We start from the raw sequence: 17,070 nt of genomic DNA on the forward strand, positions 1-17,070 counted from the left end.
ACGGGCGCGAGGCACCGCCCGCAGCGACGCACCACCATCCACCCACGACCAAGCTCAGCGGCATCCAGCCGGTGAGCCAGCCCACCATGCCCAAGCTCACCTCAAGCCCGGACTTGACTTCGACCTCATAGGTTGGTCAGGGGCGGACGAGGGTCCAGGGGAGGCCGTCGCAGTCGGCCCACTCCTGGCCGCGGGGCACCTGAGGACCGTCCGACTGTGCGGAACGCCGCATCGAGCCGACGATCGCGTCCGGTGTGTTCGACGCGATGATCCGGCCCTGGGTGTTCACCAGGAACGCCTGCCGCCCCGCGGCATCGAGCAGCGGCAGCATGGCGAGCTCGAAGTCGGTCGCGCGGATGTCGGCGGCGGCGACGCCGAAGAACTCGTCCGCGGTGGTGATCGGGCCGGCGAAGGTCAGGATGTACTCGTCGGTGCCCGCGTAGTCGACGTACGGGCCCACGACGACCCGCCGACCGGTGCGGCGGGGGACGTCGAACCAGCGTGCGGACGGGTACTCGTAGCTGCCGACGTTGTGCGGGTCGAGGTCGACGGACAGCCGGTACGGCGACTCCCGGCCGTCGGCCGTGCGCCACCACTCGAGCCAGCGCGGCTCGTCGGCCAGCACCCCGGGTGCCGCGATCACCCCGGTGCCGGCCAGCGGCGGGCTCTCCCGTGCCAGGTGCTCGAGCACCGTCGGCCTGATCGAGGCGAGCTCGTCCGTCGTAGGTTTGCGTCCCTCACCCGCCGCGCGGGCGCACACCGTCGCGGCGAGCTCGCAGAGGATCGCGATGCCGCTGAACACCTCGTGGAGCACGGCGTCGACGTGTGTCAGCGCGGCGGTGTCGCCGAGGTCCGGTGCGTTCGCCACGGCTCCTCCGTTCGCGGGCGAGCGGATCGGGGTCGTCAGGGACACCCAACGCCACCCGTCAGCGCTTGGCAAGGTGCAGGTGGAACTCGATCAAGCGCGCGATGCCGAGCTCCACATGCCGCTCCGTCCTGGCCCTCGCCTTGTCGCCGTCACCCGCCTCGATCGCGGCGAGGATGTCGCGGTGCTGCTCCACCGCCTCGTCGAGGTGGACGGCCTCGCCGAACGGGATCCAGAGCAGCTCGCCGATCTCGCCCTGCAGATCGATCTCCTGCCTGGTCAGACGCGTCGACTGCGCGGCCGCGGCGATCTCGATGTGGAAGCGCCCGTCTGCGCGGCGGCGGTCGCCGACGGTCTCCGCCGTCGCGAGCGCGTCGACGAACTCGTGTAGTCGTTCGAGGTGATCACCCGAGGCGCGCTCGGCGGCGAGCCGTGCGGCCGTGCCCGCGACCGCGAGGTGGTGGTCACCGATCTCCCGCAGCTCGTGCACGCCGGTGTCGCGCAGGACGCGCCGCAGGCGCGCGGTCGACGCATCGACCGGCGCGCGGACGAAGCTTCCCCCACCACGCCCGCGCCGGGTCTCGAGGAGGCCCTGCCGGCGCAGCGTGGAGAGGGCCTCGCGCAAGGTCACGGTGGAGACGTTGAACGCACCGGCGAGGTCGGTCTCGCTCGGCAGCTGCTCGCCGTCGCTGATGAGGCCGAGGCCGATGGCCTCACCGATCCGGCGCGCGACGACGTCGCCCCGCCCGCCGTCGGCCAGCGGTGCGAAGACGATGTGTCGTGCGGTACCCGACACCTCGCTCACCGCGAACCTCCTTCGCTGCCCTGCCCGCAGAGCTTAAGACCTGGTCACGCCGGACGGCGAGACGTGCGTCCTCCCTCTTGCTAATTAACCTATGAAGTCATATGTTTCACCCCACCGCGAGTCCGGAGGACGAGGCCGATGACCGAATCTCACGCGCACTCCCCGGTGACCGAGGAGTTCATCGCGGAGTGGCGCAACGCCTCGTACAGCTGCTTCTCCTCCGGTCACAAGTTCTGCCGTGAGGTGTGTCCCGTCATGCAGGTGACGCGGAACGAGTCGTGGACGCCCACCGCGTTCCACGCCAACGTCGTCGCGATGGAGCAGGGCGAGCTCACGGTCGAGGAGGTCGCCGAGGACTACGTCAACTGCACCCAGTGCGGCGCGTGCGAGCTGCGTTGCCCCAACACGCTGTTCACCGGAGACTTCTACCGCTTCCGCACCCGCACGGTCGACCTCGTCAAGCAGATGCGCACGCTCGCCGTCGACAACGGCGTGCACCAGCCGGGCTACCGCCGCTGGAACATGCTGACCGACGAGCGCACCCACGAGCCGGTGCTCGGTGAGGTGCCGGTGAGCCAGGAGCACGTACGCGACTGGAGTGCGGGACTCGACCTGCCGATCGGTGGCGAGACGATCCTGTTCGTCGACTGCGAGGCCGCGTTCTACCGCACGTCGGTGCCCAGGGCGGTGGCGCAGATCCTGCAGCGCGCGGGCTACGAGTTCGGCCTGATGCGCGAGCAGTGGTGCTGTGGCGGCCCGGCCGCGGAGATGGGGTACCGCGACCAGGCGCGGCGGTTCGCCGAGCACAACCTCGCCGACTGGCGCGCGAGCGGCGTGCGCCGGGTGCTGGTGCTCGACCCGCACGACTACATCACGTTCACCGAGGACTACCCGAACTTCTTCGGCGACGACTACGACATCGAGATCGTGCTCGTGATCGAGCTGCTCGCGGGGCTGATCGAGGACGGCACGCTGCGCCCCGAGATCCCGGTCGAGCGCACGATCACGTACCACGACCCGTGTCGGCTCAACAAGCGCAAGGGGATCTGGCAGGAGCCGCGGCAGATCCTGCGGTCGATACCCGGCCTGACGTTCCACGACGTCGACCACGTGACGCAGTGGTCGTACTGCTCGGGCGGCGGGGGAGGCCTGCCGGTCGAGAAGCCCGAGCTGACCGCGAAGATCAGCGCCAGCCGACTCGACCAGGCTGCGAAGCTCGACGTCGACACGCTCGTGTCCGCCTGCCCGTGGTCGGAGCGGCCGCTGTCGGAGGCGGGGGACGCGCGTTCCGTCGACGTCGTCGACATCCACGAGCTGCTCGCGGAGTCGCTCGGCATCGAGGTGGGCGGGAGCCGGGGCGGAGGTGGCGGCGTATGACACTCGCGCCCGAGCTGTCCGACCGCGTGCTCGGCGAGCTCGTCGACGCGCTCGGCGGCGAGTACGTCCTCACGTCCAAGGTCGCGCGGATGAACCGCGCCCGCGTGCCCGCGCCGTTCCCCGTGCACCGCTGGCGCGAGCGCATCCCCGACCTCGTCGTGATGCCGGGGTCGACGGCGGAGGTCGCCGAGGTGTTGCGCGTCGCGCACGCGCACCGCATCCCGATCGTGCCCCGCGACGGCGGCACCGGGCTCACCGACGGCGCGGTGCCGGAGCGTCGCGGCATCGTCGTCGACGTCAAGCGGATGAACGACATCCGCGAGATCGATCCCGTCAACCGCACGTGCACGGTCGGGGTTGGCATCAACATGCTCAAGCTCAACGAGGAGCTCGCTCCGTACGGGCTGATCTATCCCGACGACCCGGCGTCGTACCCGTGCTCGCTCGTCGGCGGCCGCACCGGTACCAGCGGCTGGTCGCTGATCGGCTCGCGGTACGGCCACTCGCGTGACCTGGTGCTCAGCTTCGAGTTCGTGTTGCCCACCGGCCGGGTGATCAGGGTGGGCGACGGCGGCGGTGCGAAGGTGTCGAAGAGCTCGAGCGGCTACCAGCTCAAGCACCTGTTCATGGGGCACCAGGGCACGCTCGGCATCGCGACCGAGGCGACGCTGAAGCTCTATCCCAAGCCGGAGGCGGAGCTGTCGCCGTTCTGGGCGTTCCCCGACTACGAGGCGGCGTACCGGTGCGTGCAGCAGCTCGCGCACGCGGGGATCGCGACGTTCGCCGGTGCCGTGCTGTTCGACGAGTGGAAGGTGGCGTACCTCCGCCGTGACGACGAGGCGTACATCCCGCAGCCGGCCGACGTGCGTGCGCTGGTGTGCGCGGTCGCGTACGGCCACGAGGACGAGGTGCGCGCGGGCGGCCGGCGGCTGATGCGCATCGCCCGCGACGCGGGGGCGCGGTATCTCGGTGACGAGATCTCGCAGGGGGACTGGGCGGCCAGGCACGACAGGTATGCGACGCCGTTGCACGGCCGGACCAAGTCGGGTCAGGTCGCGCCGATGAGCTGGCACTGCGAGGACGCCGCGATCAACTACACCGAGCTGCCCCAGGTGCGGCTGGAATGGCACGGCATCGTCGAGCGGCTGCGCGAGCGGTTCGACGTCTTCGACGACTGGGGGATGTTCTGCTACACGAGCGCGGACACCGGTGTCGACTACCTGACCGAGATCGACGTCGGCATCTGGGAGCAGAACCTCGACGACGACGCCTGGGCGGCGTGGGTCGACGCGAAGCGTGACATCGCCGAGGTCGCGCTGCGGTACGGCGGATCGATCAGCGCCTGCCACGGATCGTGCCGCGAGGGGGAGGTCGACCTCGTTCCGATGGAGCTGGGCGGCGGCTACGACGTGATGCTGGCGGTCAAGAGGGCGATCGACCCGCACAACATCATGAACCCGGGGAAGTACGGCCTCGACCGGGCATATACGTCAGGGGGCGATGTATGACCGGGTACCGATACGAGGAACAGCACACGCCGCCGCCGGCCCGACAGGTCACCGACGTCGCCGTGGAACGGTTCGAGCACATCTTCGAGGTCGACCCGAAGCTGATGACGGTGCACGTCGCGCAACAGCTGTTCCCCAACTGGGACACGCTGCGCATCGCTGCCAGCCGAGGTGACCACCTCGACTGGATGCACCGGCACTTCGCCGACCGCGTCGTGTCCGCACAGGAGCTGCTGGACGAGGTCGAGCGAGAGGCAGACGACTGAGGCGCGACGATCAACCGACAACGGCACAATGGGGTGACCGACGATGAGATTCAGTTTCGTGATGCTGCCCGACTACCCGCTCGACGACACGATCGAGTCGATCAAGCTGGCCGACGAGCTGGGCTACTACGGCTGTTACGCCGCCGACGAGACCTGGCACAAGGACCTGTGGCTGCTGTTCGCGGCGGCGGCCGACAAGACGTCCACCATCAGGTTCGGTCCGAGCCTGTCGGCCGTCACGTTGCGCGAACCGTCGCTGATCGCCCAGGCGACCGCCACCCTCGACGAGCTGACCGGCGGGCGTGCCGAGTGTGTGCTCGGGTCGGGCAACTTCGGCCTGCTCGCGCAGTACGGCATCGACTGGGCGAAGACCAAGCCGCTGAGCCGGCTCAAGGAGGCGCACCACGCCGTCCGCACGCTGCTCGACGAGGGCGCGATCACCAGCGAGGGCGAGTTCTACCGCTACAGCGGCCTGTTCACGTTCGCCAGGCCGGTGCAGGAGCGCGTGCCGGTCAAGCTCGGCGCGATGCGCGGCCCGAAGTCGTTCCAGCTCGCCGGGGAGATCTCCGACGGCGTCCACCACGCGCTGAGCTACAGCCGTCGCGCGTACGAGTACATGGTCGAGAACGTCCGCATCGGCGCCGAGCGCGCCGGCCGTGACGCGGACTCCCTCGACCTCGGCGCGTGGGTCGTGTTCGCCACCGGCGCCGACTCGAAGGCCGCGAAGGACGCGGCGCGGGCGATGGTCGGGCTGTACGCCTCGGCGATGCCGAAGGAGCAGCTGGAGCGCAACGACGTCGACCCCGCCGAGCTCACCGACATCGTCGCCGCGGTGGGCGCGGGCCGCGTCGACCAGGCGTTCGAGCTGACGTCGCCCGAGCTGGCGGACCGGCTCTCGATCGCGGGGACGCCGGAGGAGTGCGTGGAGAAGATCAACGCGCAGATCGCCGGCACCGGCGTCAACCACATGATCCTCGCGATCACCGACGCCGCGCTGGTGAAGGCGTTCTCCGGCATGGACCTGCCCGGCGTCGCGACCATGCGCGAGCAGCTCCAGCTCGTCCACGACAAGGTGATGCCCGCCGTCCGCGACTGACCCGCGACCGGCATCTCGCCCGCAGTGCCGGGTCGTCATGAGCCTCTTGACATCATGACAAGAACAGTAGCACGCTCATCTTGTCACGACGTCAAGAGGGGTGAGGGCGATGGATGGCGAGTTCGAGCTGAAGGGGCGGCGGGTCCTGGTCACAGGGGCGTCGAGCGGTATCGGCCGGGACCTGGCGAAGGCGCTGGCCGCGCAGGGTATGCGGGTGGCAGTCGTGGCCCGGCGTGCCGACCGGCTGGAGCAGTTGGCCGACGAGGTGGAGAGAGAGTCGGCGGAGCGGCCGTTGGTCCTCGTCGCCGACCTGTCCGAGCGCGGCGGGGCTGCGGGGATCGCCGCCGACGTGCGCGAGGCCTGGGGTGGCGTGGACGTCCTCGTCAACAACGCTGGCAGCTCGGTCGGGGGGACGACTTGGGCGGTAGGCGACGGGGAGGTGGCGCGCAGGGCGTTCGAGGTCGACTTCTGGGCTCCGCTCGCGCTGATCGGGGCTTTCGTCCCCGACCTGCGCCGCCGCGGTGAGGGCGCCGTGGTCAACGTGACCTCGTTGCGGCAGGCGTTCAGCTGGCCGATGTTCGGGCACAGTTCCGCGGCCAAGGCGGCGCTGGCGATCTCCACCGAGACACTCCGGCTCGAGCTCATGTCGTACGGCGTGCACGTGGTGGAGGTGGTGCCAGGTCCCATCGACACGCCCTCCCAGGGTCCGACCGCCCTGATCCGTGGCTTCACCGAGGCGGTGCACGACCGGCTCGGCGTCGCGTCGTCGGGTCAGCTCGCCGAGATGATCGTCGACGCGATCCGGCACCGGACCGATCGCGTATTCTGCCCGGAGGAGACGACGAGGGCGGTGTACGAGAGCCCGGTCGCGTGGCGCGCCCGGATCGCCGACGACGTCCGGCGGACGTACGCTGTCGACGCCGCACTGCCGGACGACATCGTTGACGGGCTCGTCGTCGGGGCCGACGACCCGATGGTCACTGCCGCACGGGACGGTTGGGAGCGGGAACACCGAAGTGCCACGTAATCGCAGCGACATCGATCGAGAGGACAAGCTCGACGAGATCCTCAACGCGGCGGAGGACATCCTGCGCGCGGACGGGTACGCGTCGCTCACCCACAGCGCCGTGGCCCGTGCGCTCGGGCTGGCACGGACGGCGATCTGCTGGTACTTCCCGACCAGGGACGACCTGTTCGTGGCGACGGTCGAACGAATCTTTACTGCGACCTTCGCGAAGGCACCGGCTGCCAGGAGCTACCAACGGCGCATCGAATGGGGCATGGACAGGCTCGCGGAGCTGCAACCGCTCATCCTGGTGCTGCACGAGCGCGCCGGACACTCCGACGCCGCCGCCCGGCTCGAGGCGGCGATCCAGATCCAGCTGTGCGACCGACTCCGCGATGTCCTCCGGCCACATGTCGAACCAGCGCGACTCGACCGGGTCGCCACGACCGTCGTCGTCTTCATCGAAGGTCTTCTCGCACACCGGACCCCGGCGGTCGAACGCCGCCGGATGCTCCGCTTCCTCGTGGCCGAGCTCGTTCCGTAGGGTCGCGTCGGCTCAGCGGTAGTTGACGAACTGGACCGCGAAGTCGAGGTCCTTCTCCTTGATCAGGGCCTGGATCTGTTGCAGGTCGTCCTTCTTCTTCGACGACACCCGCAGCTCCTCGCCCTGGATCTGCGCCTTGACGCCCTTGGGGCCCTCGTCGCGGATGAGCTTGCTGAGCTTCTTGGCGTTGTCCGACGAGATGCCCTCGGTGACGTCGCAGCCCAGGCGGTACTCCTTGCCGGACAGCTGCGGGTCGCCCGCCTCGAGCGACTTCAGGGAGACGCCGCGCTTGACGAGCTTGGACTGCAGGACGTCGAGCACCGCCTTGGCGCGCTCCTCGCTGCTGGCGCGGATCTCGATCCGCTTCTCACCCGACCAGGCCACCGAGGCGTTGGTGCCCTTGAAGTCGTAGCGCTGCGCGATCTCCTTCGACGCCTGGTTGAGGGCGTTGTCGACCTCTTGGCGGTCGATCTTGTTGACGATGTCGAACGACGAGTCGGCCACGTGTTCCCCTCCTTGTGTCCCGGGCGCCGCCAGCGTACTCACGGGCGCGGTGGTCACGTACCGCAGCGCGGCGTTGACAGTACCCACCAGGAGGTCCAGGGTATCTGCAGGTTTCTTACCAGCGCGAGGGAGCCCGCCATGAGGCGCTCGGTCCGGTCAGCCCTGCTCGCCCTCGCCGTCGCCGCACCGCTCACCGCGCTGTCGATGTCGTCCGCCGTGGCCGACCAGGGTGACGGGGCGCGGTCGCGGCAGGAGGCGTACGCCGCCGCGGCGGAGGAGTTCGGCGTCCCCCAGAGCGTCCTGCTCGGGCTCTCGTACGTCGAGTCGCGGTGGGATGACCACGCGGGCCTGCCCAGCGCAGGCGGCGGCTACGGGCCGATGCACCTGACCGACGTCCCCGCACGCGCCGTCGACCGCAGTATCGGCGTGCGTCAGGTGCGGCCGTCGCAGCCCACGCTGCGCACCGCGCGGATCGCGTCCGAGCTGACCGGCGTCGACCTCGCCACGGTGAAGCGTGACCCGGTCGAGAACATCCGCGGTGGCGCGGCCGTCCTCGCGCGCTACCAGCGTGACCTCGGCCTGCCGACCGGCACGAGTAGCGCCCCCGGCGGCTGGTACGCGGCCGTCGCGACGTACGGCGGCTCGAGCACCCAGGGCGCCGCGGAGTCTTTCGCCAACCAGGTCTTCGCGAAGGTGCGTGACGGCGTCGCCCGCACCACCGCCGACGGCGAGCAGGTGGCGCTGCGTGCCGCGCCTGCCACGTCACCCGCGCGGCAGCAGGTCCAGCGGCTCGACCTGCCCGACCCGGTGGAGGGCCAGCGCGTCGAGTGCCCGAAGAGCCTCGGCTGCCTGTGGATCCCCGCGCCGTACGAGCAGTACGGTGACGAGCCGGGCGAGTACGGCAACCACGACCTCGGGCAGCGGCAGCGAGACCTCGACATCGAGTACATCGTCATCCACGACACCGAGACCGACTGGGACACGACGCTGCAGCTCGTCCAGGACCCGGAGTACGTCAGCTGGCAGTACTCGATCAGGTCCGGCGACGGCCAGGTCGCGCAGCACGTGAAGAACAGGAACGTCGCCTGGCAGGCGGGCAACTGGTACGTCAACATGCACTCGATCGGCATCGAGCACGAGGGCTACGTGCGCGACGCGAGCTGGTTCACCGAGGCGATGTACGAGAACTCCGCCGCGCTGGTGCGCTACCTGGCGAAGAAGTACGGTGTGCCGCTCGACCGCGCGCACATCATCGGCCACGACCAGGTGCCTGGCACCGTCCCGGCGACCGTGGCCGGCATGCACAACGACCCGGGTCCGTACTGGAACTGGGAGCACTACTTCCGGCTGCTGCACGCACCGATCACGCCGCGCCCGTCCCGGCACGGCGGCGTCGTCACGATCAAGCCGGGATTCGACGGCAACGTCCAGCCGATCACCGGGTGCGGTGAGGACCCGGCGACGCCGTGCGCCGAGCAGGGTTCCAGCGCCGTCTTCCTGCACACCGAGCCGAGCGAGGACGCCCCGCTGGTCAACGACGTCGGCCTGCGTCCCGACGGCAGCCCGAACACGACGCACGTCGAGGACGTCGGTGCCCGGGTCTCGGCCGGCGCGCAGTACGCGTACGCCGGACGGTCGGGTGACTGGACCGCGATCTGGTACCTCGGCGCGAAGGCGTGGTTCCACGACCCGAGGTCGGAGCCGACGTCGGTGCGCTCGCTCGGGCTCGTCGTCTCGCCGAAGAAGGGCAAGGACGCGATCCCGTTCTACGGGCGGGCGTACCCGGAGGAGAGCGCGTACCCCGACGACATCCCGTACCAGGCGGTCACGCCGCTGCAGTACTCGCTGCAGGCGGGACAGTCGGCGGTCGTCGGTGACGCGAAGGTCCAGACCGACTACTACTTCGCGACGACGTACCAGACGCCGGGCCGCCAGGTGCTCGGCAAGGACCGGTACTACGAGATCTGGATGGGCCACCGGATGGGCTATGTGCGCGCCGCGGACGTGGACGTGCGCATCGGTGTCGCGCACTGACGGCCCGCGGAGTGGTTAGTGTGCAGCGGTGACGACATCGCAGACCTCCACCTCGACCTCCGCACCACCGTTGACCCGCGCCGAGGTGGCGCAGGCGTTCGACCGCATCCGTCCCCACGTCCGCCGCACACCGGTGCTCGCCGGCGAGCGGGCCGACGGCGGCCCGCTGGTGCTGAAGCTGGAGAGCCTCCAGCACACCGGCACGTTCAAGGCGCGCGGGGCGTTCAACCGGCTGCTGTCCGCACGCGCATCCGGTGAGCTGACCGACGCCGGCGTCGTCATCGCGTCGGGCGGCAACGCCGGCCTCGCCGTCGCGTACGCCGCGGGCCGGCTCGGGATCCGTGCGGAGGTCTACGTGCCCGAGGTCATCAGCCCGGCGAAGACCGGGCGCCTCGACGCCCTCGGCGCGCACGTGGTGGTCGGCGGCGCGAGCTACGGCGACGCCCTCACCGCGGCGCGGCTGCGCATCGCCGAGACCGGCGCGGTGGAGGTGCACGCGTACGACCAGCGCGAGGTCTGCGCGGGCCAGGGCACGCTGGCGCTGGAGCTGCTGGACCAGACCGACGTCGACACGGTGCTGGTGGCGGTCGGTGGCGGAGGCCTGATCGCCGGCATCACGGCCGGGCTGGACGGCCGCGCGACGGTGGTCGCCGTCGAGCCGGAGAACCTCCCGACCCTGCACGAGGCGTTCGCGGCCGGTGAGCCGGTCGACATCCCGGTCGACACCACGGCGGTGGCAGCCGACTCCCTGGGCGCGAGGCGAGCGGGCACCGTCGCGTACGCGACGACGACGGCGGCGGGAGTGCAGAGCGTCCTGGTCGACGACCCGGCCATCATCGCCGCCCGCCGCCACCTCTGGGAGACGTACCGCGTGGTCGTCGAGCACAGTGGAGCCGCGGCTCTGGCGGCACTGCAGGCGGGTGCCTACATCCCGGCCGCGACGGAGCGCGTGGCGGTCGTGTGCTGCGGTGCGAACACCGACCCGTCCGACCTGTGACGGCGGTCTGTGAAACCGCCGACCGGGCAACGCTCCCGGCCCGTCCGGCGTCGTAGGCATCGCGTTGCTATGCTGCACTGCGCGTCACGGCAGGTTGCCCGAGCGGCCAAAGGGAGCGGTCTGTAAAACCGTCGGCTCAGCCTTCACTGGTTCGAATCCAGTACCTGCCACACCCCGCAGAAACGGCCCCTGGCCAGCGGAAACGCTGCCCAGGGGCCGTCCTCGTCTGTCCGGCTGTGTCCGGTCGAATCCGGTGACCTACGGCTATCCGTGTCGAATACGTGTCGAAGGTTGAGTGCCATCGTTCAGGAGGGCAGCTTCGATCCGCGGCGAAGTTTTGCCTTCGCCGTATCGCTGTGCCTCGGTGCCGCCCAGACCTCGCGGACGCTTCGGCCGCCTTCACCGGTCTAGAGGCGACGACCTCTGTCCTCGTGAGGTGCTCTTCACGTGTTTCAGATGCGACCGCCATGCGGTGCTATCGCGCCGATCCACCGGCGGTCGTCACTGAGCACGAACCTGCAAGGTGTGGGCCTCTCACGCCGGGGGTAGACAGGCAGAGGTTGATCTCGGGGGGAGGGTGGCCACCTCCGTGGCTCATGAGGAGATCTTCATGCCATCGGACCGGGTTGTTATCGAGGTCACGCCACGGGGGCGGGAGTGGCACGTCGAAGTCGATGGGTCGCCGCATCTGGTACTGCAGTCCAAAGAGACTGCGGTCACGGAAGCACGCGTTCAGGTCGTCGCCCTCTCCCAATCCAGCCGCATCGTGGTCCACAACGCCGCTGGCGAGGTCGAGGAGGAGGTGACCTGCCCGCCGGAAGTTCCGCCTGACCACGCCGGCGGAGGCCCTGACAACTGACTGCTCTGCCTCCACGCTGTCGTCGAGTAGCGGGACCATCGCCTCTAGGCAGCTCTTGTCGCCACGTGACATGACTCGAGGTGATGAACAAGGCCCGCACTGACCTCGCCGAGCTGACGCGCGGCGACAGCTTCGAGCAGCTGTCGACGAAGACCATTGGCCGCCTCATCTACACCACGGATGCGTTGCCCGCCGTGCAACCGGTCCGGTACATCGTCGATGACGAGACGATCGTGTTCCGCACCTCAGAGGCCAAGCGCATCGTCGGTACCGGGGACGGAGCGGTCGTCGCGTTCGAAGTCGACGAGCTCGACGCCGACACCGGCATCGGATGGGTGGTCACCGTGGTCGGTAGCGCCTCGATCCTCGATCGAGCCGAGGCGGAGCGGTACTGCCCGCGGGCGTTGCGACCGCTCTCCTCCGACGAGGTCGCCGGCGGGCACGTGGTTGCGTTGATCGCCGGCATCGTGACCGGCCGCTGCGTCACGGGTTGAGCTGGGCCTTAGCTCGAGCAGCCGGACCGTGTGATGACAACGGATTCGTCTCTGTATGGCCGCTACTCTCAGTTTCCGAGACGTTGCTGAGTGACAACCAGCACCACGCTGGTCCTGGTCGATGGGTGCGGTGCACCTGTCCAGATCGACGTCAACGTCGAGCAAAAGACATCGGTCAGATTCGTCCGCGGGTCGTGGGGTAGGTCCGGAACGCCGGGGTACCGAGCCGGTAAGGGACGTGCGCAGTGTTGGTGGCGGATCGATACCGAGTGGGTGACCTGCTCGGGCGGGGTGGGATGGGTGAGGTCCGGCGTGCCGTGGACGAGTCGCTGGGCCGACCGGTGGCACTCAAGCTCCTGCCGAACCAAGGAGGCGACGATGTCCGGTCGGCGCGGTTCCAGATGGAGGCCCGAACCGCGGCGCGACTGAACCATCCCCACGTCGTGATGGTCTACGACTTCGGCGTCGACCGGGACCACCTGTTCCTGGTGATGGAGCTCCTCTCCGGGCGCAGCCTGGCCGACGAGCTCACCGACCACACGCCGATGCCCATTCGCCGGGCCGCGGAGCTCGGTGCACAGGCCGCAGCTGGCCTGGCCGCCGCCCACGCCGAGGGCGTGGTCCATCGCGACGTCAAGCCCGGCAACCTCCTGCTGACCGACACGGACGAGGTCAAGGTGGGCGACTTCGGCATCGCGCGTTTCGCCGATGAGTCCCACGCCGCCTTGACCAGGACCGGTCAGATCATCGGCACCAGCCTCTACCTGGCACCCGAACGAGCGCGGGGGATGCTGGCCGAGCCGCCGGCGGACATGTACGCGCTGGGTTGTGTGTTGTACGAGCTGGTGACCGGCCATCCGCCGTTTCGTGCGGACACGCCTGCGGCCGTGTTGTACCAGCACGTGGACGCCTCGCCCGAGGCGCCGTGTCACCTCCGCCCCGACCTGCCCGAGGAATTCGACGCCCTCATCCTGCGACTCCTGGCGAAGGACCCCGAGGACCGCCCCACCGCCGCGCAGGCGGTCGACACGCTGACTGCGGCCGGGTTGACCACCGGCCGGTCGGCGACCCGTGAAATCGGTGCGCTCGGCGTCCAGAGCCCGGCGGAGACGCGATGGCAGCGAGACCCGAGGCTGCGGCGTTCCCGTCGCGTCTGGATGGTCGCCGCCGGTGTCGTCGTCCTCGGGGCCGCCGCAGCGACGCTGGGCACCACTCTCCCCGACATCGGCGACGATCCGCCCGTGCCAACACGGTCGAGTCCTGCTCAGCAGGACACCCAGCGGCAGCCCACAGCCCCCGGCCCGGGCTCCGCGGCCGCGACCACGGCGGTCGCGACGGCCACCGCGACGCCGACGGACAGGACGTCTGAGTCGCCACCGTCCAAGAAGAAGTCGCAGCAGCCCAACAAGCCAGGAAAAACCGACAAGCCGGAGAAGACCGAGAAGACCGAGAAGCCAGACGCGAGCGACCGCCCGGCCACGAGCTCGAACCCGGCTACGAGCTCGAGTGGCGGCGCGGCGGAAACGCCGGCGGGAGAGTAGTGCCGCGGAGCTTGCCATGGGTGGCGGCGAACCACATCAGCCAGGACCTGCTGGTGCGGCCGGCGTGGACCCGTTCCGTTGGGTCGCCTCGATCTCGAGTCAGATGGCCCCATCTGGTCTCGGGATGCACCCAAGGATGACACCGTTAGCGGGCGAGCGGCTGTTGCAGATCCCGTGCCCCACGGGTCGTGCCTGCGCGAATGGCCCCCGTCCTGGCGTGCAGCCAGGAAGAGGACCGGCAGCGAATGTTGCGCGTGAGCTTCGAATGTGCCCCTTCGCGGTCGAGTGTGTTCAAGGCGGGAAGCGTGGGTAGGTGGGCAGAAGGTTGTTGTGGCACCCGGGTACTACAGCGGCATAGGCTCCGGCGCTCTAGACATACGGGCGCCGGAGCCGCCTGTTACCCGTCTGCCGGGTCTGCCTACCTGTTCTTCAGGCGGGCTTCGTCTTCGGTGGTGACGAGGCGTTCGGCGAGGTCGCGGAGCTTGATGTTGTGCTGCTGGGACGACTTGACGAGCATGGTGAAGGCCTCGTCGGTGGTCAGGCGGTGTCGTTCGGCGAGGATGCCCGTGGCCTGCCCGATGCGCTGGCGCGTGGTCAGGCCTTGTGACATCTGGGCGTGGTTGCGGGCGTCGGCTAGGGCGACCGCGGCGTGTGCGGCGAAGAGCTGCGCGACGTCGCGGGTGACCTCGTCGAAGGCGCCTGGCAGGTCGGAGAACAAGGTCAGGGCGCCGAGGGTGTCCTGGTGGGTGTACAGCTGGATCGCGACCACGCTGCGCACCCCGTGCTTGGTCGCTTCGGCGGCGAAGGCCGGCCACCGCTGCTCGGTGGTCAGGTCCTCGGACCACACGACCCGGTCGTGCCAGATCGCTTCCACCCCGGGGCCGTCGCGCAGGTCGTCCTGGGCCTTGTGCAGGGCGCGGGCGGTGTCGTCGCTGGCGGCCAGCATCGTCGTGACATCACCGTGGTGGCGTTCGGTGATCTTCGCCGAACGGCAGCCGGCGACCACGGCCACGGCCAGCTCACAGACCTGATCGAGGGTCGCCTGCGTGCCCTTGGCCGCCTCCAGGTCCCTGGCGGCGTCAGCGAGCCACTGCGCCAGTTGACCGCTGCCGATCGAGGACACGCCGACCCTCTCCAGCGCGGGCCCGCGACCGCGCAGACCGAGCGTAGACGAACCCGACCACGGTCGATAGAAGCACCACTGCACACTCAGATCGACGTCGCCACGTACGTGTCGAGGTCGACGAGGTAACCCGATGTGAGCAGGCATGGCCCCGGGTAACCCTCTCGGGCTCGAAATCCGTGAGCCCTCCACCTACGGCCGGGACGGTGGCGCCATGGCGTGCACTACCTCCGCGTCCGGCCCGACCTCGCCACCCGGCGCCCGCGGCCCACAGCGCCGACGATCAGCCTCGGCGGCGTCTCAGGAGAGCCCTGGCCACGACGTAGGCGACTCCGCCCAGCGCCAGCCATGGCGTTGCGACGATGACCGGGTCGAGCCATTGATGTGACAGGTCCGCGCGCCTCTTGCCGATCCGTGACGCGATCCCGTGGTGCGAGATTTCGCTGCGAATCCCGGTCTGGGTGATGGGATTGTCCGGACGCATCGTCACCAGCGAACGAAGGCCGCTCTCCAGGACGTCCACACGGTCGGCGACCAGGAGGAGCAGCCAGTGCGCCGCTCGTGCCTCGCTGAACCTTTGTACGCGTGCCTGCGCAGCAATCCGGAGAGCCCCCGAGGAGGGCAGGAGGTGCCGAACACCGGGGTGACGAACCGGTGCTCGATCGATCTCTCACGGGGCCAAGTCTCCGGTTGCCGGTCAGGGAACTCCCAGTGCGCGCCGTTCAGGTTCGGGTCGAACTGCTCCCGGGGCACCGACGGCCGGTCTCTCGGGTCCAGGTCGACGCCCCAACCCGGGATCCGTGCGCGCAGGTCGTCGCTGGACTCGGCGAGCTTCGGCTTGTCCGGCGTGTATGCCATGATCGTCTCCCTCGTCAGGCGGCGTTCGGGATGATGAGCGGCTTGATGCAGTCGTCGAGCTTGGCGGAGAAGATGTGGTAGGCCTCGGCGATGTGTTCGAGGGGGATGCGGTGGGTGACGATGTCACTGGGCTTGAGGTAGCCGCTCTGCACGTGCTCGAGCAGGCGCGGCCACTGGCGCTTCACCGGGCACTGGTTCATCCGCAACGTGAGTCCCTTGTTCATGGCGTCGCCGAACTTGACGGCGCTGAACATCGGGCCGTACGCGCCCATCACCGAGACGGTGGCTCCCTTGCGGACCGAGTCGATCGCCCAGTTGAGCGCCACGGGTGAGCCACCCTGCAACTTCAGCTTCGCCGAGCTGATGTGCTGGAGGAGGTTGCCGTCGGCCCCGGCTCCGACCGCGTCGATCGCGACGTCAGCCCCCAGGTGCTCGGTGATCGTCTTCAGGTGCACGACGATGTCGTCGTGCTCGGTGAAGTTGCAGGTCTCGGCCTGGGCGAACGTCCGCGCCTTCTCCAGGCGGTACTGCAGGTGGTCGACGACGATGACGCGGCCGGCGCCCATCAGCCACGCGGACTTCGCCGCGTACAGCCCGATCGGTCCGGCTCCGAAGACGACCACGACGTCGCCCTCAGTGATGTCGCCGAGCTGGGCCCCGAAGTAGCCGGTGGCGAGCGCGTCGGTGAACAGGACGGCGTCGTCGTCGTCCATCCACTCGGGGATCGGACTTGGTCCGATGTCGGCGAAAGGCACTCGCACGTACTCGGCCTGGCCGCCGTCGTAGCCACCGCAGGTGTGGGAGTAGCCGTAGATGCCTCCCACGGCCGTGGCGTTGGGATTCACGTTGTGACAGTTGGAGAACAGACCACGCGCGCAGTAGAAGCATGACCCGCAGTAGACGTTGAAGGGCACCATGACCCGGTCGTTCGGCTGCAGGTTCCGCACCGAGGGACCTACCTCGTCCACGACGCCGATGAACTCGTGACCGAAGGTCGTGCCGACCCGGGTGTCGGGCATCATCCCGTGGTAGAGGTGGAGATCTGACCCGCAGATCGCGGCACGGGTCACCCGGATGATCGCGTCGTTGGGGTGTTCGATCGAGGGGCGGTCCTTCTCCTCCACGCGGATCCGGTACGGACCGCGGTACACCATCGCTCGCATCTGGGCCTCCTTGGCTCTACGCCCGTCCAG

The 17,070-nt window shown here is 69.3% G+C and carries 16 protein-coding genes, 1 tRNA gene and 1 pseudogene; 12 read left to right on the forward strand and 6 right to left on the reverse strand.

What is annotated here, in order from left to right:
• Positions 1-136: 136 nt before the first annotated feature.
• Both GEV10_19240 and GEV10_19245 read right to left on the reverse strand, forming a co-directional pair.
• A complete protein-coding gene (locus tag GEV10_19240; protein MQA80585.1) occupies positions 137-868 on the reverse strand; it encodes a hypothetical protein in 732 nt (243 codons plus the stop codon).
• 58 nt (positions 869-926) lie between these two features.
• The gene (locus GEV10_19245) at positions 927-1,670 is read right to left on the reverse strand and encodes an FCD domain-containing protein (protein MQA80586.1); all 744 of its coding nucleotides are present in this window, start codon (positions 1,668-1,670) and stop codon (positions 927-929) included.
• Positions 1,671-1,808: 138 nt separating this feature from the next.
• Here GEV10_19245 and GEV10_19250 point away from each other — a divergent pair, with 138 nt between their 5' ends.
• The 6 genes from GEV10_19250 to GEV10_19275 all read left to right on the forward strand — a co-directional run bounded on the left by GEV10_19250 (position 1,809) and on the right by GEV10_19275 (position 7,467).
• Positions 1,809-3,047: a (Fe-S)-binding protein gene (locus tag GEV10_19250; GenBank protein ID MQA80587.1), complete on the forward strand. Its 1,239-nt coding sequence runs from the start codon at positions 1,809-1,811 to the stop codon at positions 3,045-3,047.
• Complete coding sequence (locus GEV10_19255; GenBank protein ID MQA80588.1) at positions 3,044-4,555, forward strand: FAD-binding protein; 1,512 nt, start codon at positions 3,044-3,046, stop codon at positions 4,553-4,555. The genes GEV10_19250 and GEV10_19255 overlap by 4 nt, the downstream gene beginning before the upstream one ends.
• Positions 4,552-4,821, forward strand: coding sequence for a hypothetical protein (locus GEV10_19260; GenBank protein MQA80589.1), 270 nt, complete (start codon positions 4,552-4,554; stop codon positions 4,819-4,821). The genes GEV10_19255 and GEV10_19260 overlap by 4 nt, the downstream gene beginning before the upstream one ends.
• Before the next feature lie 43 nt (positions 4,822-4,864).
• A complete protein-coding gene (locus GEV10_19265) occupies positions 4,865-5,917 on the forward strand; it encodes an LLM class flavin-dependent oxidoreductase (GenBank protein MQA80590.1) in 1,053 nt (350 codons plus the stop codon).
• Positions 5,918-6,026: 109 nt separating this feature from the next.
• Complete coding sequence (locus tag GEV10_19270) at positions 6,027-6,944, forward strand: SDR family NAD(P)-dependent oxidoreductase (GenBank protein MQA80591.1); 918 nt, start codon at positions 6,027-6,029, stop codon at positions 6,942-6,944.
• A complete protein-coding gene (locus GEV10_19275) occupies positions 6,934-7,467 on the forward strand; it encodes a TetR family transcriptional regulator (protein ID MQA80592.1) in 534 nt (177 codons plus the stop codon). The genes GEV10_19270 and GEV10_19275 overlap by 11 nt, the downstream gene beginning before the upstream one ends.
• 12 nt (positions 7,468-7,479) lie before the next feature.
• Here the strand turns inward: GEV10_19275 and GEV10_19280 are convergent, their stop codons facing one another.
• Positions 7,480-7,971, reverse strand: coding sequence for a YajQ family cyclic di-GMP-binding protein (locus GEV10_19280; GenBank protein MQA80593.1), 492 nt, complete (start codon positions 7,969-7,971; stop codon positions 7,480-7,482).
• 138 nt (positions 7,972-8,109) lie between these two features.
• On the opposite strand from GEV10_19280, the gene GEV10_19285 reads away from it, so the two are divergent.
• From GEV10_19285 to GEV10_19310, 6 genes are all read left to right on the forward strand, one after another.
• Positions 8,110-10,005, forward strand: coding sequence for an N-acetylmuramoyl-L-alanine amidase (locus GEV10_19285; GenBank protein MQA80594.1), 1,896 nt, complete (start codon positions 8,110-8,112; stop codon positions 10,003-10,005).
• Positions 10,006-10,075: 70 nt separating this feature from the next.
• Positions 10,076-11,002 carry a pyridoxal-phosphate dependent enzyme gene (locus tag GEV10_19290; GenBank protein MQA80595.1) on the forward strand — a complete coding sequence of 309 codons (927 nt, stop codon included), beginning with the start codon at positions 10,076-10,078 and terminating at the stop codon, positions 11,000-11,002.
• 88 nt (positions 11,003-11,090) lie between these two features.
• Positions 11,091-11,172: transfer RNA gene (locus GEV10_19295), tRNA-Tyr, on the forward strand.
• A gap of 419 nt (positions 11,173-11,591) precedes the next feature.
• Positions 11,592-11,861, forward strand: coding sequence for a DUF2188 domain-containing protein (locus GEV10_19300; protein ID MQA80596.1), 270 nt, complete (start codon positions 11,592-11,594; stop codon positions 11,859-11,861).
• An 83-nt stretch (positions 11,862-11,944) separates the two neighbouring features.
• Entirely contained in the window at positions 11,945-12,355 is a 411-nt protein-coding gene (locus tag GEV10_19305) for a pyridoxamine 5'-phosphate oxidase family protein (GenBank protein MQA80597.1), read from the forward strand.
• 245 nt (positions 12,356-12,600) lie between these two features.
• On the forward strand, positions 12,601-13,896 hold the full coding sequence (locus tag GEV10_19310; GenBank protein MQA80598.1) for a protein kinase: 1,296 nt from the start codon (positions 12,601-12,603) through the stop codon (positions 13,894-13,896).
• 418 nt (positions 13,897-14,314) lie between these two features.
• On the opposite strand, the gene GEV10_19315 is transcribed toward GEV10_19310, so the two are convergent.
• The 3 genes and pseudogenes from GEV10_19315 to GEV10_19325 form a co-directional block, all read right to left on the reverse strand.
• On the reverse strand, positions 14,315-15,166 hold the full coding sequence (locus tag GEV10_19315; GenBank protein ID MQA80599.1) for an ANTAR domain-containing protein: 852 nt from the start codon (positions 15,164-15,166) through the stop codon (positions 14,315-14,317).
• 136 nt (positions 15,167-15,302) lie between these two features.
• Positions 15,303-15,877, reverse strand: a pseudogene (locus GEV10_19320) (hypothetical protein).
• Positions 15,878-15,891: 14 nt separating this feature from the next.
• Positions 15,892-17,040 (reverse strand): alcohol dehydrogenase catalytic domain-containing protein, encoded by a 1,149-nt coding sequence (locus GEV10_19325; protein MQA80600.1) that lies wholly within the window; start codon positions 17,038-17,040, stop codon positions 15,892-15,894.
• Between the last annotated feature and the right edge of the window lie 30 nt (positions 17,041-17,070).

This window comes from Streptosporangiales bacterium, assembly GCA_009379955.1.
Taxonomy (GTDB): Bacteria; Actinomycetota; Actinomycetes; order Streptosporangiales; family WHST01; genus WHST01.

Excerpts from the sequence above, each read along its gene's own strand:
- GEV10_19270 (MQA80591.1), top strand. The coding sequence starts at position 6,027 with ATGGATGGCGAGTTCGAGCTGAAGGGGCGGCGGGTCCTGGTCACAGGG.
- GEV10_19325 (MQA80600.1), bottom strand. The coding sequence starts at position 17,040 with ATGCGAGCGATGGTGTACCGCGGTCCGTACCGGATCCGCGTGGAGGAG.
- GEV10_19305 (MQA80597.1), top strand. The coding sequence starts at position 11,945 with ATGAACAAGGCCCGCACTGACCTCGCCGAGCTGACGCGCGGCGACAGC.
- GEV10_19260 (MQA80589.1), top strand. The coding sequence starts at position 4,552 with ATGACCGGGTACCGATACGAGGAACAGCACACGCCGCCGCCGGCCCGA.
- GEV10_19315 (MQA80599.1), bottom strand. The coding sequence starts at position 15,166 with ATGCCTGCTCACATCGGGTTACCTCGTCGACCTCGACACGTACGTGGC.
- GEV10_19265 (MQA80590.1), top strand. The coding sequence starts at position 4,865 with ATGAGATTCAGTTTCGTGATGCTGCCCGACTACCCGCTCGACGACACG.
- GEV10_19250 (MQA80587.1), top strand. The coding sequence starts at position 1,809 with ATGACCGAATCTCACGCGCACTCCCCGGTGACCGAGGAGTTCATCGCG.
- GEV10_19285 (MQA80594.1), top strand. The coding sequence starts at position 8,110 with ATGAGGCGCTCGGTCCGGTCAGCCCTGCTCGCCCTCGCCGTCGCCGCA.
- GEV10_19255 (MQA80588.1), top strand. The coding sequence starts at position 3,044 with ATGACACTCGCGCCCGAGCTGTCCGACCGCGTGCTCGGCGAGCTCGTC.